Source organism: Bacteroides propionicifaciens DSM 19291 = JCM 14649 (assembly GCF_000375405.1).
GTDB classification, from domain to species: Bacteria; Bacteroidota; Bacteroidia; order Bacteroidales; family Bacteroidaceae; genus Bacteroides_E; species Bacteroides_E propionicifaciens.
Map to the genome: position 1 here is coordinate 14,975 of NZ_AQWS01000005.1, position 23,391 is coordinate 38,365.

The following is a 23,391-nucleotide window of genomic DNA, read 5'->3' on the forward strand; positions in this document are numbered from 1 at the left end:
TTTTTACTTTGTTTCAGACTCCCAAACTTTGTCGTAGAAGCTATTACAAGATTCTGAGAAAGCATCAAAATCTTCTTGATATTCGAGTACTAGTTTGCCAGATTGGCGTGCATATTCCATTACTTCAGCATTCACATTCGGACTATTCTGAACAATGCCGTCAGATTGGTCTATTGCAAACTTCATTAATGAAACATAATTAACTGGACCTTCACCAAGTGATTTTAAATCTTCTTTGTCAATACCTTGAAGCATTAGCTTCTCTTTGAAGTCAGCATCGAAACTCTCTTTAAACTCTTCTTCATAGATAGAGAATACAATCTTAGAATCTCTAAAAGAAGGTTCTTCTCTAAATGCTTTTTTTATGTATAATGGTGCTAAAGCACTCATCCAGCCGTGGCAGTGAACTATTTCAGGGCACCAGCGTAATTTCTTTACAGTTTCGAGAACACCTCTTGCATAGAAAATAGCGCGAGCGTCATTATCGGTATACTCTTTACCCTCTTTGTCTTTAGTCAGCTTGCGTTTTTTGAAAAACTCTTCGTTATCGATAAAGTAAACTTGCATTCTAGCTGGCTGAACAGATGCTACCTTTATAATTAAAGGGTGATCAGTATCGTTGATAATAAGATTCATCCCTGAAAGTCTAATCACTTCATGTAGTTGATTTCTACGTTCATTGATTATTCCCCATTTGGGCATGAATATTCTAATTTCTCTTCCTTTTTCTTGAATTGCCTGAGGCAATCCCTTGCCCATAACAGACATTTCTGATTTGGGTACAAAAGGAGAGATCTCCTGTGTAATAAATAAAATTTTGTTCGCCTTTGTCATTTTTACAATTGTTCTCAATTATAAAACAAAGATACGAAAAAAACGGAACTAATGAAAATGCTAACTTGCTATAATTGTAAATCTTACCAATGTAAGGTTCTTTTATTTAGTTTGAGTCTTTGGAAACGAATCTTTCAAATAATTGTGTATAAGTTTCTTTATTTCGATAAATAATCTGTTATTTTGCACCCAAATATATAGTTAATGCTCTTTTAATTATGAAACTGATTCATACCATAAAGGATCTACAGGCTGAGCTACAGGCTTGTAGGGATAATAACAAGACAGTCGGGCTAGTTCCTACTATGGGATCTTTGCACCGAGGCCATGTATCCTTAGTTAGTAGTAGTGTAACGCAAAACGACATAACTGTAGTCAGTGTCTTCGTAAATCCTACTCAGTTCAACAATATAAATGATCTGTTGACTTATCCTAGGTCACTCGAAAAAGACTGCCAATTGCTTCAAGAAAATGGAGTAGACATTGTGTTTGCCCCTTCAGATTCAGAAATGTATCCTGAGCCTGATACGCGTGAGTTTGATTACTCTCCTTTGGATCAGGTTATGGAAGGTAAACATCGGCCAGGGCATTTTAATGGAGTTTGTCAGGTTGTTAGTAAGCTGTTTGCTATTGTTCAACCCGATAATGCCTATTTTGGAGAGAAGGATTTCCAACAATTAGCCATTATAAAAAGAATGGCAAGTGAGCTTTTTCCTTCATTAACTATTGTTGGCTGTCCAATCGTTCGAGAAACTGATGGTTTGGCATTGAGTAGTCGTAATGCCCGTCTGAGTGCAGTTGATCGCAAAGAGGCCTTGACAATTTCAAAGGTTTTGTTTTCGAGTGTAGAGTTTGCTAAATCTCATACGCTTCAAGAAACATTTGACTTTGTAGTTGGGGGCATTAAAGCTAAGCCTGCGTTAGAGCTTGAATATTTTGAAATGGTTGATGCTAATAATCTACAACCTGTCCAAAATTGGACTGATTCTACAAATGTAGTGGGTTGTATCACAGTTTACTGTGGTGATTCTGTTCGTCTAATTGACAATATAACTTATAATAAATAATTTGATAATGTATATAGAACGTCTAAAATCTAAGATTCATTGTGTTCGTGTAACGGATGCTAATTTGAACTACATCGGTAGCATTACCATTGATGAAGATTTGATGGATGCTGCCAATATAATTGAAGGTGAGAAAGTGCATATAGTTGACAACAACAACGGTGAACGCTTTGAAACATATGTAATCAAAGGTAAGCGTGGGAGTGGAGATATCTGTCTTAATGGAGCTGCTGCACGTAAGGTACAAGTTGATGATGTTGTGATTATTATGTCGTATGCCATGATGGATTTTGAAGAAGCTAAACACTTTGAACCCTCTGTAATCTTTCCTAAAAGACCTGATAATAGATTATAGTTAGTGATTTAGGCTAAGTACTACTCATATATAATAAAATCCCCCTTATTGGTTATCCAAATAAGGGGGATTTTGTTTTCGGTTATATCTAAGCGCTTATTTATGCGTATTGCAATATATAAGGTCGTTTCGAATTATATCCCAATTGTCAGCTAGTTCTTGCATAGATTCAAATATTATATTAGCTCCAGCATCTGCTAAAACCTTTGTATCTAATGGGCCTGTATTGACAGCTATTGTAAATATACCTGCTCCTACAGCCGATTCTACACCTAGAGGTGCGTTTTCTATAACTATTGCTTCGTTGGGTGCTAGATTACCCTTTTTGAGTGCCATAAGATAGGGCTCAGGATGTGGCTTGCCATGTTTTACATCAAATGCTGTTACCATTAGCTCTTCGTCAAAAGTGTTTGGGAAATGCTTTTGTAATTTTTCCAAGAGCGATTTTTGACCAGAGCCCGTTACTACCATTGGAGTCAGCCCTTCACTTTTTACTTTAAGGAGTAGGCCGTAGGCACCTTTCATTCGGTCAGGCTTGGGCATAGAGCCAAAGAGTTCACTTTTTTGTTTGTATATCTCCTCTACCTCCTGATCTGTAGCATCACGCCCAAACTCTCGTTGGCTAATCATGTTGATGGTTCCCTTCCCAGTTCTTCCCTCGTTCATGTAAACCTCCTCTTTGCTAATGCTTAGGTTGTGGTTTTTAAGCACCTCAGACCAAGCTTTCACATGATTTGGCATAGAGTCGAAAAGTACTCCATCCATATCAAAGAGTATAGCCTTGAGTTTGAGTTTAGACGATTTGTTTTTTTTGAGATAACTAAGAATTTGTTGTTTGTACATAATTATTAGGTCTTAAAAGATATATTAAAGGCTAGCTGATTTAGCTAGCCTTATGTATTCTAAAATAGAGTTTTTAAAGCTTTGATTGAATTGCCTTTGACTCCTCTTCGTAACCAGGTTTATTTAGTAGAGCAAACATATTGCTTTTGTAAGCTTCTACTCCAGGCTGGTTAAATGGGTTTACATCTAAAATATATCCACTGATACCGCAAGCGATTTCAAAGAAATAGATGAGTTGACCCAGGTGACGTTCGTTTAGGCTTGGCAATACAATGCGCATATTCGGAACATTGCCGTCAACATGTGCTAGTTGAGTACCTAGTTCTGCCATTTTGTTGACTTCGTCGACACGTTTTCCAGCCAAATAGTTTAGTCCGTCAAGATTGTCTTTGTCTTCAGGAACTCTCAATTCATGATTTACTTTCTCAACTGAAATCACAGTTTCAAAGATTGTTCTTTCACCCTCTTGGATCCATTGTCCCATAGAGTGTAAATCAGTTGTAAAATCAACAGCAGCAGGGAAAATACCTTTGTTCTCTTTACCTTCAGACTCACCGTAAAGTTGTTTCCACCACTCACTAACGTAGTGTAGTTTTGGGCTATAGTTAACAAGGATCTCTATCTTCTTGCCAGTTTTGTAAAGTTCGTTTCGTGTTGCTGCATAAATAGCTGCAGGGTTGTTTTCAAACGGTACAGTTAGGGCTGTTGCTTGCTCCATCTGGGTTGCGCCTGCAATGAGTTGCTCAATGTCAAAACCCGCAATAGCAATAGGTAGTAAACCAACAGGAGTTAGGACAGAAAAACGACCACCAACATTATCGGGAATGATATAAGATTTATATCCTTCGTTATCAGCTGTGATACGTGCAGCACCTTTAGATGCATCTGTTATAGCAACAATTACTTTTTTTGCAATTGCTTTACCTCTCAACTCTTCGCATTGTTTTTTAAGTAAACGGAATGCTAGAGCAGTCTCAGTAGTTGTTCCCGATTTAGAAATGTTGATAATACCAAACCTCTTGTCTTTTAGGAACTCTAAAAGTTCGAAAAGATAATCTTCAGAAATATTATTACCAGCATAAAGAATGATAGGGTTCTTTCTGTTTTCTAGGCGTAGGTCGAAGCTATTTGATAATGCTTCAATTACTGCTCTTGATCCCAGATAACTGCCACCAATACCAGCAACAACTACTACGTCACAATTGTCCTTGAAAGTTTGTGCTGTAGCTTTGATATCTTCTAGGTGCTCTTTAGTTGTTGAGCTTGGCAAATGTAACCAACCCAAATAATCACTTCCTTGGCCAGTTCCATTTTCTAAAGCCTCTTGTGCTTTCTTAACAACATCTTTGTAAGAGTTGATGGTATCCTGTGAAATGAATCCTAATGTTTTCTTAATGTTTAAACTAATCATATTAATTTATCTCTTTATTTTAATTTATTTGTTAGCTGCTTCATGACTATAGTAGGGTCTGCTTGTTCGTACAAAACCTGATATACAGCTTGTGCGATAGGGATATCTATAGCGTGTATTTTATTTATTTCATAAATACACTTTGTTCCATAATACCCTTCAGCTACCATTCCCATTTTGTCTTGAATGTCTTGAACTGAATGTCCTTGACCGATAGAATAACCAAAAGTTCTGTTTCGGCTATATTTTGAGTATCCAGTCACAAGGAGATCTCCTAAATAAACAGATTCGCAGATGTTTCTGTTCAATGGATGGACTGAGCTTAAGAACTTATCCATCTCTTGAATGCTATTGGATAGCAGAACAGCCTGAAAATTATCTCCGTAGTTTAGTCCATTGTATATTCCAGCTGCTATAGCATATACGTTTTTAAGTACTGAACCATACTCAACACCTGTTACATCGTTACTAGTCGTTACTTTTACATAGTCCGAACTTAAAAGTTCAGAGAATGACTTTGTCTTAGCTAGGTCTGTGCAAGAGATAGTTAGGTAAGAAAGTTTGTGTTTAGCAACTTCCTCAGCATGACAAGGACCTCCTATTACAGCTATATTCTCTGCTGGTACACCATAAACTTGAATAAAGAAGTCGGAAATAATTAAATTATTCCCTGGGATTATTCCCTTAATAGCAGTAACGATTAGTTTGTCTTTCAAACTGATAGTCAATTTGCTAAGTTCTTCTTTTAAATAAGGTGATGGGGTAGCGAAAATAATAGTGTCTGCAGAATTAATAGCTTCATTGATATTATTCGTAAAATTGATTCGGTTAACATCAAATGAAACATTTGTTAGGTATGCAGGATTATGGCCCTTGGATATAAATTCGTCAACTCGATCTTGACGGTGCAGGTACCAGTTTATCTGATCTTGCTTTGTTAGCACCATTTTGGCTATTGCTGTTGCCCAACTACCGCCTCCAATTATTGCAATCCTACCAAGTTTTTCCATATTCATATACATGAAAACGTGAAGAATGAATCTATAAAAATATATTCAGCCCTCACGTTTTATTGAGTTATTAGTTAATCTTGTTAATCCATAGGGTTACTTCGTCAACCGTAGGATTTGATAATTCTAGTTTATGTTTTTTATTTATACCACAAATGTCTTGATGTAATTTTTGTGGATTAACATCTTTCATATCTGAAACAAAGTTATAACCTGCTTTTTGAATTACAGGTACCCATTCCTCGGAGATTCCTAGCTCTATATAGCTTGCTGCAGGGTCTTTTTGAACCTTTTTCTCAGGTCTCATTTGAGGGAAGAAAAGTACCTCTTGAATAGCTTCCTGTCCTGTTAAGAGCATAGCTAATCTATCCATACCGATACCCATACCAGCAGTAGGAGGCATACCATATTCTAGTGCACGAACAAAGTCATGATCTATAAACATAGCTTCGTCGTCACCTTTTTTGCTAAGTGCTAATTGGTCGTTAAAACGAGCTAACTGATCAATAGGATCGTTAAGCTCAGAATAAGCATTACACAACTCTTTACCATTCGCCATTAGCTCGAAACGCTCAGTAAGCTCTGGGTTGTCTCTGTGCTTTTTAGTCAGTGGAGACATTTCGATTGGGTAATCTGTAATAAAAGTAGGTTGGATGTAGTTGCCTTCGCAAAAATCTCCAAAGATCTCATCAATAAGCTTTCCTTTGCCCATTGTGTCATCAATCTCCATATTAAGTTTTTTGCAAATCTCTCTAATCTCAGCTTCTGATTTACCTGTTAAATCGTATCCTGTAAACTCTTTAATTGAGTCAAGCATTGTTACGCGTTTAAAAGGTGCTTTAAAGTCGAGCTCATTTTTACCCACTTGAACTTTGGTTGTGCCATTAACATCTAAACAAATCTTTTCGATCATTTGCTCTGTCATGCACATCATCCAATTGTAGTCTTTGTAGGCTACATAAACCTCCATTACAGTAAACTCAGGGTTGTGAGTTCTGTCCATACCTTCGTTACGGAAGTTTTTAGAGAACTCATATACACCATCAAAACCACCAACAATAAGTCTTTTAAGGTAAAGCTCATTTGCAATTCTTAGGTAAAGAGGAATGTCTAGTGCGTTGTGGTGGGTAGTAAATGGACGAGCAGCAGCTCCTCCAGGGATCGACTGTAAAACAGGAGTTTCTACTTCGATGTAATCTCTTTCGTTGAAGAAATTACGCATCGAATTGTATATTTTAGTACGTTTAATGAAGGTTTCTTTGATGCCTTCATTTACTGCAAGGTCAACATATCTTCTTCTATAACGCAATTCAGGATCGTCAAAGGAGTCGTAAGTTTCTCCGTCTTTATGCTTGACAATTGGAAGAGGTTTAATCGATTTTGATAGAACTTTAAGGCTTTGAGCATGTACGCTTATTTCGCCCATTTTAGTACGAAATACAAAACCTTCTATTCCTACAAAGTCACCAAGATCCAAAAGTTTCTTGAATGCTGTGTTGTATAGTTCCTTATTTTCGTCAGGACAGATATCGTCGCGTGTGATATAAACTTGTATTCTACCTTTAGAATCTTGAAGTTCGATAAACGAAGCCTTGCCCATAATACGGCGGCTCATAATTCTTCCGGCAATACTTACTTTTTGAGATTCTTCTGCATCATCTTTAAAATTCTCCTTAATATCAATGGAGTATGTAGATACGTTAAACTCCTCAGCTGGATAGGGGTCAATCCCCATCTGGCGAAGCTCATCTAGACTTTGGCGTCTAATAATCTCCTGTTCACTTAGTTCTAAAATATTCATTTTATTTCGTATTAATCTCTTCTTACAATCACAAAAGTACTAAAGTTTTTTTAGATTAAAGATTTATCTATGAATACTGTTACCTAAAAGGAATCAAAAAAATAAACTTTAGCGAGATTGACATATGTCTAATGAATTCATTTTAGTTCTATATAAAGCCGCTCTTTTTTGATTGGTTCTCTATTATCTGTTACCTTTGCAGCACGTTTTTAAAAGAATTTAAATATATGGATGGAAATAAAGCAACATTAGAACTCGGTACAGAGAACATGAACAAGCTGATGGGCAAGTATGCCATCCCTGCAATCATAGCCATGACTGCAGCTGCTTTGTATAATATGATTGATAGTATTTTTATCGGTCATGGAGTGGGGGCGATGGCTATGACAGGGCTCTCGGTAACCTTCCCTTTTATGAACTTGGCTTCTGCTTTTGGAGCTATGGTTGGTGTCGGTGCTGCAACATTGATATCGGTAAAGTTGGGACAAAAAGACTATAAGAATGCTCAGAAAGTTCTAGGTAATGTAATCACCTTGAATATTATTATAGGACTACTATTTACTGTCGTATCTTTCATATTTCTTGAACCCATTCTCTATCTTTTTGGAGCTAGTGAAGCCTCTTTGGGCTATGCTAAAGAGTATATGGAGATTATTTTGCTTGGTAACGTTATCACCCACTCCTATTTTGCATTAAATGCAGTCTTGCGTGCCAGTGGACATCCTAAAAGTGCTATGTTTGCCACTATATTTACGGTGGTTATAAATACGATTCTTGACCCTATTTTCATATTCTATTTTGAATGGGGGATTAGAGGAGCTGCGATTGCTACTGTTTTGGCTCAGGTTTTGGCCTTGATTTGGCAATGCAAATTCTTTATGAATAACCAAAACTTGATCTACTTTAAAAAAGGTACTTATCGCCTGAATAAATATATTGTACGTGATATCTTAGCTATTGGTTTGTCGCCTTTCTTGATGAATGCCGCGGCTTCGTTTATTGTGTTGTTTATCAATCATAGCTTGGCAACTTATGGTGATGATTATTATATTGCTGCTTATGGAATTGTCAATCGGGTAAGCTTCTTTTTCGTAATGATTATTATGGGGCTCAACCAAGGTATGCAACCGATTGCCGGTTATAACTACGGAGCTAAACAATATGATAGGGTTACTAAGATATTAAAGCTAACTATTAAGTGGGCAACGCTTGTGGCTTGTTTTGGCTTTATATTTGGTTACTTTCTTTCAGATATGACTGCATCAATCTTTACTTCCGACGAAGGCTTGATCGAGATTGCATCTCGTGGTTTATCGATTGCTATGTGTGCTTTTCCACTTGCAGGATTTCAAATGGTTACTTCTAACTTTTTCCAAAGTATTGGTTTGGCTAAAAAGGCAATTTTCTTATCTTTAACAAGACAGCTCTTATTCTTATTGCCTTGTTTGTATTTCTTACCTTTTGCTTTTGGCGTTGATGGAGTTTGGGCGAGTATGCCAGCATCTGATGTTATAGCAAGCGTGGTAGCTGGTCTGTTTTTATGGTACCAGTTTAGAGAGTTTAAGAAAAAAGGTGTTACTGATTCCGAATTTATAGACACCAATAAATAATAGCTAGTCGTTTAGTGAAAACGATCTACTGGTTTAGGTATTGTGACTAGGTCGGGTATAATAAACGAGTAGGTGGTTTTAAATAGAAATGAAGAATACAATTTAGTACATCAAAAACAAAACTACTATGGAAAAAAAGATTGTTATAAACATCGGTCGCCAGCTAGGTAGTGGTGGTCGTGAGATTGGTCAAAAGTTAGCTCAAAAACTAGGCATCGCTTATTATGATCGTGAGTTGATGAAAATCGCAGCCAAAGAGAGTGGCTTAGGTAGTGAGTGTTTTGAGAAAGCTGATGAAAGAGCTTCGCAAACCCTGTTTGGCTCACTCTTTGCAATGCGTTATCCTTATATTACTGATGGAACAATCCCTTTCAATTTTCTGAATAACGATGCTCTTTTTAGAATTCAGAGCGATGTGATTCGTCGCTTGGCTGATCAGAAATCGTGTATCTTTGTGGGGCGTTGTGCTGATTATATATTAAGGAATAATCCAAATTCCGTAAGCCTGTTTATCTCATCACCCGATGAGGTGAGAATTAATCGCTTGATTGAGAGACATAACGTCACTAAAGATGAGGCAGAGGAGATGATGATTAAAACGGACAAGGGTAGAGCTCAATATTATAACTATTATAGTTATAAAACTTGGGGGGCTGCCAAAACTTATGACCTCTGTGTAAACTCAGCTTTATTCGGTCTTGACGGTACGGTTGATTTCCTGATTGATTTCATTGAGAAGAAGTTTGATCTTAAAATAGAAAAGTAATAACTCTGTTTTGAAATTTCAGACCTATCTATAATAAATAAGTAGCCTCCAGATTTGAAATAATCTGGAGGCTACTTATTTATTATAATGTACTTACTAAGGATTAAAAGAAGGAGGCCATAAGTACAAGAATTAATTGTCCTGTAAGAATTCGCAAAAACATGGTTAGTGGATAAACCGTAGAGTAACCTACCGAGGGTGCGTCTCCCGTGCCTACCGAGTTAGCATAAGCTAAGGCTGGTGGGTCGGTGTTGCTTCCTGCTATTAGCCCCATAAGGGTAAAGTAGTTAATCTTGAAGTAGAGTCGGCCTATTGTTGCGATGACTAAGATGGGAACTACTGTAATTAAAAATCCAATACCGACATAAAGTATTCCATCACCTTGTACTACTGTATTAATGAAATTCTCTCCAGCTTTGAGACCTACACTGGCTAAGAAGAGCGCAATACCCACTTCGCGTAGCATTAAATTAGCACTTTGGGTGGTGTAGGTTACGAGTTTGAAATGGTGTCCGAATCGACCAATCAGAATTGCAATAACCAGGGGGCCACCCGCTAGTCCTAACTTGATAGGCATTGGAATGCCTGGAATCTGAAAGGGTAGGCTACCAAAGAGTATTCCAACGAATATCCCAATGAATATGGTGATGATATTGGGATGGTCAAGCCTCTTGAGTGAATTCCCCAACAGTCTTTCGACCTTTTTGATATTGGGAAGTGTCCCCACAACTGTAAGGCTATCTCCAACTTGTAATTTGAGTTTTGAGTCTGCTAGTAGGTCAACACCTGAGCGCGCAACACGAGTCACATTCACGCCGTGCAAAGCTCTAATCTGGAGATCTCCAAGGCTCTTGCCATTGATGTTTGATTTTGTGATGAGTATCTTATGTAGTTCTAATTCATTATCTGTTTGCTTCTGTACGTTCTCTGTCCATACGAAGCCTTCAACCTTTTCACCCAATAAAGCAACTACAGTTTCTTCTTTTTCGGCTGAGCAGACGATAAGAAGATAATCATTATCTTGAATAACTGTGTTTCCCTCGGGAATTATGCTGTTTGAATCCCTCATTAATCTTGAGCAAACAAAGCTATAACTCAATAGAGCTGCGAGTTCCTTGATTTTCTTTCCTACTATGGCTTTATTGATCACCCTGATGGTTATTCTTTCGGGTCTGTCTTGACTTGACTGGTTTTCACTCAGTAGGTCGTGTTCCTCTTTTTCTAGGTTTATCTTAAATATATGTCTTAGCAAGATTGTTGAGCCGATAATTCCGATCACCCCTAGGGGGTAAGCACAAGCATATCCGAGTGAGATTTCAGGCCCATTATAGCTAAGCTGATTGAGAGCTTCTTGTGCAGCTCCAAGCCCTGGGGTATTGGTCACTGCGCCATAAAGTGTTCCGATAATCATGGGAAGTTCGAGACGGCCATCTAGTATGAAAAACAGTCCTAGGGCAACACCAATATTAAGTATGACAATCCCTACAGCTAGTAAATTAAGAATCATACCTCCTTTCTTAAAAGAAGAGAAAAACGAGGGTCCAACTTGTAGTCCAATACAAAAGACAAAAAGAATAAGTCCGAATTCTTGAATAAAATGAAGGGTATCTGAGTTTACTTTAAAGCCGAAGTGACCCATGAAAATTCCTGTAAACAAAACAAAGGTTACTCCAAGTGAAACACCGAAAAATTTGATCTTACCTAGTGCTACCCCAATGGCTATTACAAAGGCATACAATAGCACAATATGTGCAATCGAATTGTGGTCGTACAGTAAAACTTTAATCCATTCCATAATCGCTTTTAGTTAAATGAGTGCAAACAAAAATAGCGAATATTTGAACCGAAAGCAATACTAAAGGGCTTGACTTTAGGTGTTTCGCTGCCTATAAATATCCAATATCGAAACTTTTCCGTAATTTATCCTTTTATATATTTTTGAATTATTATATTTGTATGAAAGTTATGTAATATTTGAATTGATAATCAATATTCTTTGATTAAAAATTTATACAAATAAATTTAATAAACTATGGCAGAAAAAAGAGAGCGTCTTTTCTCAAGTTTTCCTCCTATTTCTACAGAGGAATGGAAGGGAAAGATTGTGGCAGATTTGAAAGGAGCTGATTTTGACAAAAAATTAGTTTGGCGAACTCAAGAAGGTTTTGATGTTCAACCTTTTTATCGTTGGGAAGACATTAAAGATTTACAACAATTAAATTCTTTACCCGGAGAGTTTCCTTACTTAAGAGGAACAAAAAAAGAATCTAATGCATGGCTTGTCCGTCAAGATTTAGTAGTAACCGACGTAAAAGAAGCTAACAAAAAAGCTCTATTCTTACTAGATAGAGGTGTTGAGTCTTTGTCTTTCAAAATTGACGAAAAAGATTTATCTGATCATTTGTTTGCAGACTTACTAGATGGTATCTATGCTGACTGTGTTGAGTTGAATTTTTCTACTTGTCAAGGTCATATAGTTGACCTAGCAAAACTTTTAGTGGCTTACTACCAAGAGAAAAAGTACGATGTTAAGAAATTATTCGGATCAATTGATTTCGACTTCTTTAACAAAATGCTAACTAGAGGTAAAGAAAAAGGCAACTTTATCGAAATTTCAAAGGCTTTAATCGAAGCTATCAAACCACTACCTTTTTATCGTGTTCTTAATGTAACTTCTAGTTCATTAAACAATGCAGGCTCATACCTAGCTCAAGAATTGGGTTATGCACTTGCTTGGGGTAATGAATACCTCGATAAATTAGTTTCGGAAGAAGGTCTTCCTCCAGCACTTGTTGCTAAGAAGATTAAATTCAATTTTGGCGTAGGAACAAACTATTTCATGGAGATTGCTAAGTTTAGAGCAGCACGTTTGCTTTGGGCTAATATTGTGGCTTCATATGGTCCTACTTGTGATCACGATTGTGAGAACGAAGGCGAAAACAACGTTTGTCGTTGTGCTTCAAAAATGCGTATTCACGCACAAACTTCATTCTCAAACATGACTGTTTATGATGCACATGTCAACCTACTCCGTTCTCAAACAGAAGCGATGAGTGCAGGTTTAGCAGGTGTTGATTCATTAACAGTTTTGCCTTTTGATGTTACTTACAAAGAGTCTGATGAGTTTTCAGAACGTCTTGCTCGTAACCAACAACTTCTACTTAAAGAGGAGTCACACTTCGATAAAGTGGTTGACCCTGCAGGTGGTTCATACTATATTGAAACACTAACAGCTTCAATCGCTGAGCAAGCATGGAAAATCTTCTTGAAAGTTCTCGAAGATGGTGGTTTTTACGAATCTGTTAAGAAAGGTCTTGTACAAGATGAAATTAACAGTAGCAATGACAAACGTCACTTGTACGTAGCTCAACGTAGAGAAAACCTTCTAGGTACTAATATATTCCCTAACTTTAATGAAAAAGCTGGCGACAAACGTCCAGTAGAGATTGCTACTTGTTGCAGCTCTTCTAAAGGTTCTGGTATCAAAACTCTTAATATGAGTAGAGCTGCTTCAGGATTTGAAGAATTACGACTACAAACTGAAGCTTCAGGTAAGAGACCAAAAGCATTTATGCTTACTATTGGTAGCTTAGTGATGCGTCAAGCAAGAGCTCAATTCGCTTGTAACTTCTTCGCTTGTGCTGGTTATGAAGTTGTCGATAATTTAGGTTTCGATACAGTTGAAAAAGGTATTGAAGCAGCTATGGCCGCAGGTGCTGATGTAGTTGTGCTTTGCTCTAGTGATGATGAATATGCAGAATATGCAGAAGCTGCATTTAAAGCATTAAATAATCGTGCTATGTTTGCAGTAGCTGGTGCTCCAGCTTGCATGGATGAGTTGAAAGCTAAAGGCATCGAATACTTTATTCATGTTCGTGTAAATGTGCTTGAAACATTGAAAGAATTTAATGCTAACCTTTTGAAGTAATTTGATATGAAACCCAACTTTAAAAATTTAGATATATATTCAGCTATTCATGCAACTGACGGCATGGCATGGCAAAAAGAAAATAATATCAAAACAAACTGGGAAACCCCAGAAAAAATTGATGTAAAACCCATCTATACGAAAGAAGATCTTGAAGGTCTAGAGCATTTAAACTTTGCTTCTGGTCTTCCTCCTTTCTTACGTGGACCTTACTCAGCGATGTACCCATTGCGTCCTTGGACTATTCGTCAGTATGCTGGTTTCTCAACAGCTGAGGAATCGAATGCTTTCTACCGTAGAAACTTGGCCGCAGGTCAAAAAGGTCTATCAGTAGCATTTGACCTTCCAACTCACCGTGGTTATGACCCAGACAACGAACGTGTTGTTGGTGATGTAGGTAAGGCTGGTGTGTCTATCTGTTCAACAGAAAACATGAAAGTGCTTTTTGACGAGATTCCATTGAACAAGATGTCTGTATCTATGACAATGAACGGAGCCGTTCTTCCAATTATGGCTTTCTACATTAACGTAGGTTTAGAGCAAGGAGCTAAGCTTTCAGAAATGGCTGGTACTATCCAGAATGATATTTTGAAAGAGTTTATGGTGCGTAATACTTATATTTACCCACCAGCATTCTCAATGAAGATTATCTCAGATATTTTTGAGTATACTTCTCAAAATATGCCTAAGTTTAACTCAATCTCTATTTCGGGTTACCACATGCAAGAAGCAGGTGCTACTCCTGATCTTGAGTTGGCTTATACTTTAGCTGACGGTCTTGAGTATGTACGTTTCGGGTTAGCAGCTGGTATTGACATTGATGCTTTTGCTCCTCGTTTGTCATTCTTCTGGGCTATAGGTACAAACCACTTCATCGAGATTGCTAAGATGAGAGCAGCTCGTATGCTTTGGGCTAAATTGATTTCTCAATTTAACCCTAAAAACCCAAAATCGATCACACTAAGAACTCACTCTCAAACTTCTGGTTGGTCATTGACAGAACAAGATCCATACAATAATATTGGTCGTACTTGTATTGAAGCTATGGCTGCTGTTTTGGGTCATACTCAGTCATTACACACTAATGCGTTAGATGAGGCTATTGCTTTGCCAACAGACTTCTCTGCACGTATTGCTCGTAATACTCAGATTTATATCCAAACAGAAACTGAAGTTTGTCGCCAAGTTGATCCTTGGGCAGGTTCATACTATGTAGAGAACTTGACTAACGAAATCGCTCACAAAGCATGGGAGCATATCCAAGAGGTTGAAAAACTAGGTGGTATGTCGAAAGCTATTGAGACTGGTATTCCAAAAATGCGTATTGAGGAAGCTGCGGCTCGTGCTCAAGCTCGTATTGACTCTGGAAAACAAACTATTATTGGTGTTAATAAATATGTCCTTGACAAAGAAGATCCAATCGATATTCTTGAAGTAGATAATACTGCTGTAAGAGTCGGTCAGGTTAAGCATCTTGAAGAACTAAGAAAGAACCGTAACGAAGCTGAAGTAAAAAAAGCTCTTGCTGCTCTTACTGAGTGTGTTAAAACTAAGAAAGGTAATTTACTTGAGTTAGCTGTTGAGGCTGCTCGTGTTAGAGCTACTCTTGGTGAAATTTCAGATGCATGTGAAGTTGTTGTAGGACGCTATAAAGCTCAAATTAGAACTATATCAGGCGTGTATTCATCAGAAAGTAAAGACGATAAAGACTTTATCAGAGCATGTGAATTAGTAGAGAAATTTGCTAAGAAAGAGGGACGTCAACCTCGTATCATGATTGCTAAGATGGGTCAAGACGGACACGATAGAGGTGCTAAAGTTGTTGCCACTGGTTATGCCGATTGTGGTTTCGACGTTGATATGGGTCCTCTATTCCAAACTCCAGCAGAAGCTGCTAGAGATGCCGTAGAAAATGACGTACATATTTTAGGTGTATCTTCATTGGCAGCAGGTCACAAGACATTGATTCCTTCTGTTATTGCAGAGTTGAAAAAACTTGGTCGTGAAGATATCATAGTTATTGCAGGTGGTGTTATTCCAGCTCAAGATTATGATTTCTTATACAAAGCTGGCGTTGCTGCTATCTTTGGTCCTGGTACACCAGTTGCTAAAGCTGCTGGAACACTATTAGAAATTTTATTAGAAGAGTAGTCTAAAGCTACCTTTTAGATAATCCTAATAAAGGGAGAGGTTTATAAACCTCTCCCTTTATTTTTGTCTGTAATAGCTATGTAATAGTTGTCCAGCTTATTTCTATAGAGCCTTCTATATAGCCTATTAGATCAATATGTATACTGACATTAAGTGTTCTAATTGTATTAAAATATGTAAATCTAGGAGCTTAATATTGAATTTGATGTTAAAAAGACATTTATTGTGTGAAATGGCTATCTTTTTATTTGCGCGTTTGAAAATAACTTGTATCTTTGTAATGTGTTTTTCATAGTATTAGATTTAAGGTTAACAAGATTGGAGCAAAGCGTTGCTCCTTTTTTTATGCCCATATGTCAACGGCAATAAGTCTTTAGGTTTTGAGTGATTACAACTTATCTTATTCTGAATTTATGTATCTTTAATTTCAAAAGCTAAGACTACTTATTGATAATCCTACAATATGAATAATATGCCTTTTAAAGTAAAACTGATTTCTTATAGGAGTAATTTCGGAAAAATATTACATCGCCAATCTAAGTCATCAACTAATTTATCAAATGATGGGCGTTATGAGTTCTTCATTGATGACGATGTTAACGATGCGGATTTTTTTGTAATTCATGGAAAAGGTGTAAGAGAGCCCGTTTCTTGTCATGTTGCTCAAGAGAATACATTATTATTGACTACAGAACCTAATACTATTTTTGAATATCCTCAAAATTACATTAAACAGTTTGGAGTGGTGCATTCTAGTCAAATTCAAACAAAGCATAAAAATATTATTTATGGCCCCGCTCTTATTCCTTGGTTTGTAGGCTATACAGAAAAATAAGAATGGTGAATTAAGTTATACGTTGGATTATGATGGATTGATCAGTAGCTCTGCTCCAGATAAGACAAAGCTAATTTCAGTAATTACTAGTAATAAAGTAACTACTCAGGGTCATCTAGAGAGAATCCGATTTGTTCAAAAACTTAAGCAACACTATGGTGATAAATTAGATGTCTTTGGGCGAGGCATAAAAGATTTTGAAGATAAATGGGAGGTATTAGCTCCCTATAAATATCATATTTCTTTGGAGAATAGCTCTACTGATTTTTATTGGACAGAAAAGCTTGCTGATTGTTATTTATCTGAAACCTTCCCAATATATTACGGGTGTAAAAATATTTCCAACTACTTTCCCGAAACTGCATTTGCTTCTATAGACATAAATAATTTTGATCAAGCTGTTCAGATTATTGACAAGGTAATTCATGAAGAGCAGTACGAGAAAAACATTGAAGTACTCAAAGAGTGCAAGCATAAAATATTGAACGAGTATAATATATTCGATTATATAGCAAAGATATGTGACTCGCTAGACCCCAATCTGCCCAAAACCAATGTAGTTATAAAGCCTTGTGTATCTCTATTGAATAAACGCAATCTTTTACATTATGTCTTTATGAGAAATTATTATAAGTTGAAAAGAAAGGTAACAGACTATTTTATAGGCAGTAAGTTCTGAATAGTTATTGTTCTAAAGCTTTAAAAGTATAGATTAATAGTGAGAATGATGCACCGTCTGTCTTCTAGATAAAGAGAGGCTAGGGAGTTGGATATTAAAGTCTATACTGAATACTTTAGCCATGATATTGGCCACCCTGAGCGATTCTTTCCAGCCCCCACAATGCTCCGGGCTCAGAGCAATAGTTACTACAGCAATACGATCTAAGTTTTCCTTTATTTTCAAACAAAGCTCGGTGATGTAAGCATCAGTGTACATTTGATATTGGTTAGATCTAAAAAAATAGTCTATATCTATATTGACTATCCATTGGTTGTTATTTTCCTGAGAATCTTTGTTGAGGGGAGGGTTTTGAATCCATTCTCCAAATTTATTAGGCAACTCGTAGCTATATGGGTTGTAGAAAACATTGAGGTCATTCATCTCTTTTTGATAACCATCACAAGCAAAAATAGAGTGTTCAAACCAATTGGGGAATAGATTATGTAGAGTCAATATATAATTGGCATAATTGAATACTTTGAGTTTTTTATCAGTGCCCGAATCAGTATATGTTAGGTTGACAAACTCCTTAAGTGATATCTTTTTGTGATTTAAGAGAAATTCATAGCTGCTCTTAGGGCTTTTATTCCATAAATCCCAGTGTTGGTCGATGTGGAATAGATTATATGATTTGGTTTTATCTAATTCATTAAGCCAACACCAGCCTGCTGCTAAGTGATTGTCCATAATATAAAATTTGTCTTGTTGAAATAGAAAATTAAGCTGTGCTTTTCCAGAAGTCTTAAGTTCTAAGCTTGTTGAGGGTTTTAGAATCCACATTATTGTTTGTTTATTTTTTAAGGTTGTATTACGCTAAATACTTCCTATCAAGTTACAAAATTATAAGATGCTTTGGAAGGATTAGCATGTTTATAATATGGAGGTTATCTTGTTTGTCTTGGGTGTTGGATGATCCTGTATATCTATAATTGCTTATTGTTGTGTCTTGTTTTTAGCCTATAAATATTGCCTCTTAACTTCTAAAGGCATGAATGAATTTATTAACTTTGTAGTCCATCGAATAAAATTAACTAGAGTATGATTGTTTGTATAGCGGAGAAACCATCTGTTGCACGTGATATTGCAAATATAATTGGAGCAGTTCAACCCAAGGGAGGATATTATGAGGGTAACGGCTACCAAGTCACTTGGACATTTGGCCATTTATGTACGCTAAAAGAACCTCACGAGTACTCTCCTGATTGGAAGTCGTGGAACCTGAGCACCTTACCAATGATTCCTCCTCGTTTTGGTATTAAGCTAATTGAGCAAGCCTCAATTGCTAAGCAATTTTCAGTGATTGAGCATCTGATGCAACGAGCTAAGATGATTGTAAACTGTGGTGATGCTGGACAAGAAGGAGAGCTTATTCAACGTTGGGTGATGCAGAAGACAGGTGCTACTTGCCCAGTGAAGCGTTTGTGGATATCTTCGTTGACTGAGGAGTCAATCCGTGAAGGTTTTACTAAGCTCAAAGATGAAAAAGAATTCCAACCTCTTTATGAAGCTGGTTTGGCTCGTGCCATTGGCGATTGGCTGCTTGGCATGAATGCGACTCGTCTTTATACATTAAAGTATGGTGAGAATAAGCAGGTGCTTTCAGTGGGGCGTGTTCAGACACCCACCTTAGCTTTAATTGTCAACCGCCAACAAGAGATTGATGATTTTGTGCCTGAAGCCTATTGGGAGCTTAAAACTGTATATCGAGATACGACGTTTAACTCTGCTAAAGGTAAGTTTGATAAACAAGAAGAAGCTCAGGAACAACTAAAAACTATAATTGGAAAACCCTTTCAGGTTGGATCTATCCAGATTAAGAAAGGCTCTGAATTTCCGCCAAGGCTATTTGACTTGACCTCACTTCAGGTTGAGGGTAACAAAAAATTTGGCTTTTCGGCCGATGAAACACTTAAGCTTATTCAGGGGTTATATGAGCGAAAGCTAACCACCTATCCTCGTGTAGATACCACATTTCTTAGTGATGATATTTACCCTAAATGCCCTTCTATATTAAAGGGTCTGCGTGATTATGCTGAGCTTACCGCACCATTATTAACCAAGAAGTTAACCAAGTCCAAAAAGGTATTCAACAATACAAAGGTTACCGATCACCATGCAATCATTCCTACAGGAGTTTATCCAAGTGGGTTGACAGATAATGAAAAAAAGATCTTTAACTTAATTACGCGTCGTTTTATCGCCGCATTTTATCCTGCTTGCGAGATATCAACTACTACAGTTGAAGGCGCTGTTGAGAAAGTTAAGTTTAAAACCACAGGTAAGCAGATTCTGAGCAAGGGCTGGCGAGTAGTCTTCGAAAATGAGTCTGAAGATGACGATAAGGAAAAAGAGGAGAAAGTACTTCCTGACTTTGTAAAAGGGGAGTCTGGACCCCACGAACCTGCATTGCAAGAAAAGTGGACTTCACCACCTAAGTTATATACTGAGGCAACTCTTTTGCGTGCCATGGAAACAGCCGGTAAGTTTGTCGAGCAAGAAGAGCTAAGTGATGCACTCAAAGAAAATGGAATTGGGCGTCCTTCCACGCGTGCAGCTATTATCGAGACTCTTTTCAAGCGTAACTACATCCAAAAAGAACGAAAAAACCTTGTTCCTACACAAACAGGAAAAGACCTGATTCGTGTGATACACGAAGAACTTCTTAAATCGGCTGAACTGACAGGTATTTGGGAGAAAAAACTTCGAGAGATCGAAAATCAAACCTATAGTGCCTCAAAGTTTATTGAAGAACTTAAAGCGATGGTCTCTGAAGTTGTCTATGCCGTTAAGCAAGATTACACCGATAGAAGGCTAGTGTTGAAAGTTGGTGACCCGTGCCCAATTTGTGGTCGTGGTGTTTTGATTCAGGGAAATAACGCTCTGGGATGTTCTTGTTGGAAAGACGGCTGTGAGTTTAGGCAAGCAGTTGAAGATTAAACTTAGTAGTCCAATATATTTATAACAAAAGAGTCAGAACTAATTAGCTCTGACTCTTTTGTTATAAAAGGTATTATATACTTTTATCCTATTTGACTTATCTTACGAAGCTTTTGCTCGTTGATAATTTTAATCTTTCGTCCATCAATAGCTATGATTCGTTCGGATGCAAAATTAGATAAGGTTCTAATAGCATTTGAGGTGGTCATATTCGATAAATTAGCAAGGTCTTCTCTCGATAGATAAATACTTAGTGTATAGCCATCTTCTTCAAGTCCGTAATTTGTCTTTAAAAATAGCAACGATTCGGCTAATCTTCCACGGATGTGTTTCTGAGTTAGGTTTACGGTACGTTCGTCGGCTATTCCTAAATCTGTAGAAAGTTGTTCTATAAAGAATAAAGCCAATTCACTGTTTTCTGACACTAGCTTTGTTATGATATCCATTGGTATAAGGCATACAAGAGAAGTTTCAAAAGCTGAAGCAGCAGTAAGATAATCCTCTTTGGCAAAATGAGCACGATAGCCAAAATATTCAACGGGTTTAATCATTCGAATAATCTGACTTCTACCACCAACTCCATCTTTGTATATTTTTACCTTACCTGATAATAAGCACATGAGGTATTTAGGTGACTCATCTTCATCATAAATAACCTCGTTCTTTTTGTATGATTGAAGGTGATAACTATCTTCGAGAAGCTCTCTCTGTTTCTCAGTGAGAGGTTCCCAAATATCAGATATGCTTTTTGATATTTCGGTATTTGATAAGGTCTTTTTGCCCATAACTATTTCTTAACTATGTTGTGCAACACAAATATAAAAATAAAAAAACAAAAAGGCTTATGAAATACCGATAATACTATGAATCAGTCTTTTGTTTATCTTGCAAAAAGTAATTCTCTATACTTAGGTAATGGCCAAATTTCATCATCAACCTCCATTTCTAGATGATCAATATGGTATCTAATTTCGTCTAGATGAGGATAAACAGTTCTCTCATATGCTTCGGCCTTTTCGGTATAGCAGTCCATTTTGTTTGCCACCTTGCGACACTCAATCATCTCTTTAACTAGTTTTTTTATGCTTGTTACACGATATGATATTTCTCGCACAAGCTCTAGACGGTCTGCACTAAGAACTTTAAATTCTTCATCATCAAAGATTGTTTTTAGTCCTACTAAATTTCTTAAGAGTCTGTTTTGATAGCTAACCGCAATAGGTACGATATGATTGATGGCTAAATCTCCCAAAACTCTACTTTCGATCTGAATCTTTTTAGTGTATTTCTCAAGTTCTACCTCTAGGCGGCTATTGAGTTCACTTTCAGTGAATATACGTTCTGAAGTAAACATTTTCTTCGTTGACTCACTAACATAGTAGGTCAGTGCTTCGGTCACGGGATTAATATTACTTAAACCTCTTCGTTGTGCTTCTTCTTTCCATGCTTCAGAATATCCATCTCCTTCAAATAAAATGGTCTGTGATTCAAGAATTTCTTTCTTGAGTAGCTTAAAGAGTGCTTCATCTCTGCTTATTCCTTTGGCTATAAGGTTTTCAAGCTCTTCTCGAAATTGATTTAGCTGATAGGCCATAGCTCCATTGATAACAATCATTGAGGCAGCACAATTGGTTGACGAACCAGCAGCTCGGAATTCAAATCGGTTACCTGTAAACGCAAAAGGAGAAGTTCTATTTCTGTCAGTCGAGTCAAGTAAGATTTCAGGAATTCTTCCTACACCAAGTTTGAGTGTGGTCTTTTCCTCTGGAGTCATCTTGTTATCGCCCACTTGCTCTACTATTGAGTCGAGAGTTTCGGTGAGTTCTCTGCCTAAGAATATCGATAAAATAGCTGGTGGTGCTTCGTTGGCACCCAAACGATGTGTATTCCCAGCACTTACTATGGAAGCTCTTAGTAGGTCTTGGTTCTTGTAAACCATCTTAATCGCATTCACAAGGAAAGTTAGAAAAAGTAAGTTTCCTTTGGGGTTTTTACCAGGAGCAAATAAGTTGATTCCTGTGTCTGTAGATAATGACCAGTTGTTATGTTTACCCGATCCGTTAATTCCTTTATAAGGTTTTTCGTGAAACAGTACTGCAAAGCTATGCTTTTGAGCTACTCGTTTCATAAGATCCATAACTTGCTGGTTATGATCGTTGGCTAGGTTAGCATTTTCAAATATGGGTGCTACCTCAAACTGGTTGGGTGCTACTTCGTTATGTCTGGTTTTAATAGGGATACCTAGTTTATGACACTCAATCTCAATCTCTTTTAAAAATGAGGTCACCCTTGGTGGAATAGATCCAAAATAATGGTCGTCGAGTTGTTGATCTTTGGCCGACGAGTGCCCCATAAGGGTTCTACCCGTAAGGTATAGATCTGGTCGAGCATTGTAAAGAGCAATATCAACTAAGAAAAACTCTTGTTCCCAGCCTAAATTAGCATAAACTTTAGATATGTTTCTATCAAATAGTTTGCAAAGTTTTGTTGCTGCTTTGTCGACAGCTGCTACAGCTTTTAGGAGTGGTGTCTTGTAGTCGAGTGCTTCTCCTGTATATGAGATAAATATTGTTGGTATACATAATGTTGAATCAACAACAAATGCAGGAGAGCTAGTATCCCATGCTGTATAGCCACGTGCTTCAAAAGTATTACGTATGCCTCCATTAGGAAAAGATGAAGCATCGGGTTCTTGTTGGACTAACACCTTACCCGAGAACTGTTCTATTGCATCAAAATCTTCATTTAACTCAATAAAACCGTCATGCTTTTCGGCAGTACCATCAGTTAGGGGTTGGAACCAGTGTGTGTAATGAGTTACTTCTAATGTTTTAGCCCAGCTTTTCATGCCATTTGCAATTAAGTCAGCTAACTCTCTAGAAATTGGAGTGCCTTTGTCTAAAGCCTTTGTATATTCATCGAAAGCTTCTCGAGGAAGATACTCTTGCATTTTTTTTTGGTGGAACACGTGACTAGCATAGTAGTCTGAGAGTTTATTCGAAGGTCTATCGACTTTGAGTGGAACTCTATTATTGAGCTCTTTTAGGGCGAAAAAACGTAATTTAGACATTTTAGTACTATTTTATAGGGGGGTTGCTGACAAAAATAGTGTATTTGAACTT

General features: G+C 37.2%; 18 protein-coding genes. 9 read left to right on the forward strand and 9 right to left on the reverse strand.

What is annotated here, in order from left to right; all coding sequences use genetic code 11:
• Nucleotides 1-3: 3 nt before the first annotated feature.
• Nucleotides 4-834 (reverse strand): glycogen/starch synthase, encoded by an 831-nt coding sequence (locus tag B091_RS0102375; protein ID WP_018108408.1) that lies wholly within the window; start codon nt 832-834, stop codon nt 4-6.
• 218 nt (nt 835-1,052) lie between these two features.
• On the opposite strand from B091_RS0102375, the gene panC reads away from it, so the two are divergent.
• Both panC and panD read left to right on the forward strand, forming a co-directional pair.
• Entirely contained in the window at nt 1,053-1,901 is an 849-nt protein-coding gene (gene panC / locus B091_RS0102380; RefSeq protein ID WP_018108409.1) for a pantoate--beta-alanine ligase, read from the forward strand.
• A gap of 7 nt (nt 1,902-1,908) precedes the next feature.
• Entirely contained in the window at nt 1,909-2,256 is a 348-nt protein-coding gene (gene panD, locus B091_RS0102385; protein ID WP_018108410.1) for an aspartate 1-decarboxylase, read from the forward strand.
• 96 nt (nt 2,257-2,352) lie between these two features.
• On the opposite strand, the gene B091_RS0102390 is transcribed toward panD, so the two are convergent.
• The 4 genes from B091_RS0102390 to lysS form a co-directional block, all read right to left on the reverse strand.
• On the reverse strand, nt 2,353-3,099 hold the full coding sequence (locus tag B091_RS0102390; protein WP_018108411.1) for an inorganic diphosphatase: 747 nt from the start codon (nt 3,097-3,099) through the stop codon (nt 2,353-2,355).
• 73 nt (nt 3,100-3,172) lie between these two features.
• Entirely contained in the window at nt 3,173-4,510 is a 1,338-nt protein-coding gene (locus B091_RS0102395; RefSeq protein WP_018108412.1) for a glucose-6-phosphate isomerase, read from the reverse strand.
• 14 nt (nt 4,511-4,524) lie between these two features.
• Entirely contained in the window at nt 4,525-5,520 is a 996-nt protein-coding gene (locus B091_RS0102400; protein WP_025069394.1) for an NAD(P)H-dependent glycerol-3-phosphate dehydrogenase, read from the reverse strand.
• Nucleotides 5,521-5,590: 70 nt separating this feature from the next.
• Complete coding sequence (lysS, locus tag B091_RS0102405; RefSeq protein WP_018108414.1) at nt 5,591-7,321, reverse strand: lysine--tRNA ligase; 1,731 nt, start codon at nt 7,319-7,321, stop codon at nt 5,591-5,593.
• Between the two features lie 227 nt (nt 7,322-7,548).
• Here lysS and B091_RS0102410 point away from each other — a divergent pair, with 227 nt between their 5' ends.
• Nucleotides 7,549-8,931: an MATE family efflux transporter gene (locus B091_RS0102410; protein ID WP_018108415.1), complete on the forward strand. Its 1,383-nt coding sequence runs from the start codon at nt 7,549-7,551 to the stop codon at nt 8,929-8,931.
• A gap of 127 nt (nt 8,932-9,058) precedes the next feature.
• Nucleotides 9,059-9,697, forward strand: coding sequence for a cytidylate kinase-like family protein (locus B091_RS0102415; RefSeq protein ID WP_018108416.1), 639 nt, complete (start codon nt 9,059-9,061; stop codon nt 9,695-9,697).
• A gap of 103 nt (nt 9,698-9,800) precedes the next feature.
• On the opposite strand, the gene B091_RS0102420 is transcribed toward B091_RS0102415, so the two are convergent.
• Nucleotides 9,801-11,492: a putative transporter gene (locus tag B091_RS0102420; RefSeq protein ID WP_018108417.1), complete on the reverse strand. Its 1,692-nt coding sequence runs from the start codon at nt 11,490-11,492 to the stop codon at nt 9,801-9,803.
• A 237-nt stretch (nt 11,493-11,729) separates the two neighbouring features.
• Between B091_RS0102420 and mutA the strand changes: the two genes are divergently transcribed.
• The 4 genes from mutA to B091_RS0102440 all read left to right on the forward strand — a co-directional run bounded on the left by mutA (nt 11,730) and on the right by B091_RS0102440 (nt 17,290).
• Nucleotides 11,730-13,625 carry a methylmalonyl-CoA mutase small subunit gene (gene mutA, locus B091_RS0102425; RefSeq protein WP_018108418.1) on the forward strand — a complete coding sequence of 632 codons (1,896 nt, stop codon included), beginning with the start codon at nt 11,730-11,732 and terminating at the stop codon, nt 13,623-13,625.
• A 6-nt stretch (nt 13,626-13,631) separates the two neighbouring features.
• Nucleotides 13,632-15,776 carry a methylmalonyl-CoA mutase gene (scpA, locus tag B091_RS0102430; RefSeq protein ID WP_018108419.1) on the forward strand — a complete coding sequence of 715 codons (2,145 nt, stop codon included), beginning with the start codon at nt 13,632-13,634 and terminating at the stop codon, nt 15,774-15,776.
• A gap of 463 nt (nt 15,777-16,239) precedes the next feature.
• The gene (locus B091_RS0102435) at nt 16,240-16,611 is read left to right on the forward strand and encodes a hypothetical protein (RefSeq protein ID WP_025069395.1); all 372 of its coding nucleotides are present in this window, start codon (nt 16,240-16,242) and stop codon (nt 16,609-16,611) included.
• Nucleotides 16,612-16,633: 22 nt separating this feature from the next.
• Nucleotides 16,634-17,290, forward strand: coding sequence for a glycosyltransferase family 10 domain-containing protein (locus B091_RS0102440; protein WP_025069396.1), 657 nt, complete (start codon nt 16,634-16,636; stop codon nt 17,288-17,290).
• Nucleotides 17,291-17,323: 33 nt separating this feature from the next.
• Here the strand turns inward: B091_RS0102440 and B091_RS0102445 are convergent, their stop codons facing one another.
• Nucleotides 17,324-18,019 carry a UPF0489 family protein gene (locus B091_RS0102445; protein ID WP_244847785.1) on the reverse strand — a complete coding sequence of 232 codons (696 nt, stop codon included), beginning with the start codon at nt 18,017-18,019 and terminating at the stop codon, nt 17,324-17,326.
• Between the two features lie 351 nt (nt 18,020-18,370).
• On the opposite strand from B091_RS0102445, the gene B091_RS0102450 reads away from it, so the two are divergent.
• Entirely contained in the window at nt 18,371-20,269 is a 1,899-nt protein-coding gene (locus tag B091_RS0102450) for a DNA topoisomerase 3 (RefSeq protein WP_018108421.1), read from the forward strand.
• Nucleotides 20,270-20,352: 83 nt separating this feature from the next.
• Here B091_RS0102450 and B091_RS0102455 read toward each other — a convergent pair whose 3' ends face one another.
• Both B091_RS0102455 and B091_RS0102460 read right to left on the reverse strand, forming a co-directional pair.
• A complete protein-coding gene (locus tag B091_RS0102455) occupies nt 20,353-21,054 on the reverse strand; it encodes a Crp/Fnr family transcriptional regulator (protein ID WP_018108422.1) in 702 nt (233 codons plus the stop codon).
• Nucleotides 21,055-21,149: 95 nt separating this feature from the next.
• A complete protein-coding gene (locus B091_RS0102460) occupies nt 21,150-23,339 on the reverse strand; it encodes a glutamine synthetase III family protein (protein WP_018108423.1) in 2,190 nt (729 codons plus the stop codon).
• Between the last annotated feature and the right edge of the window lie 52 nt (nt 23,340-23,391).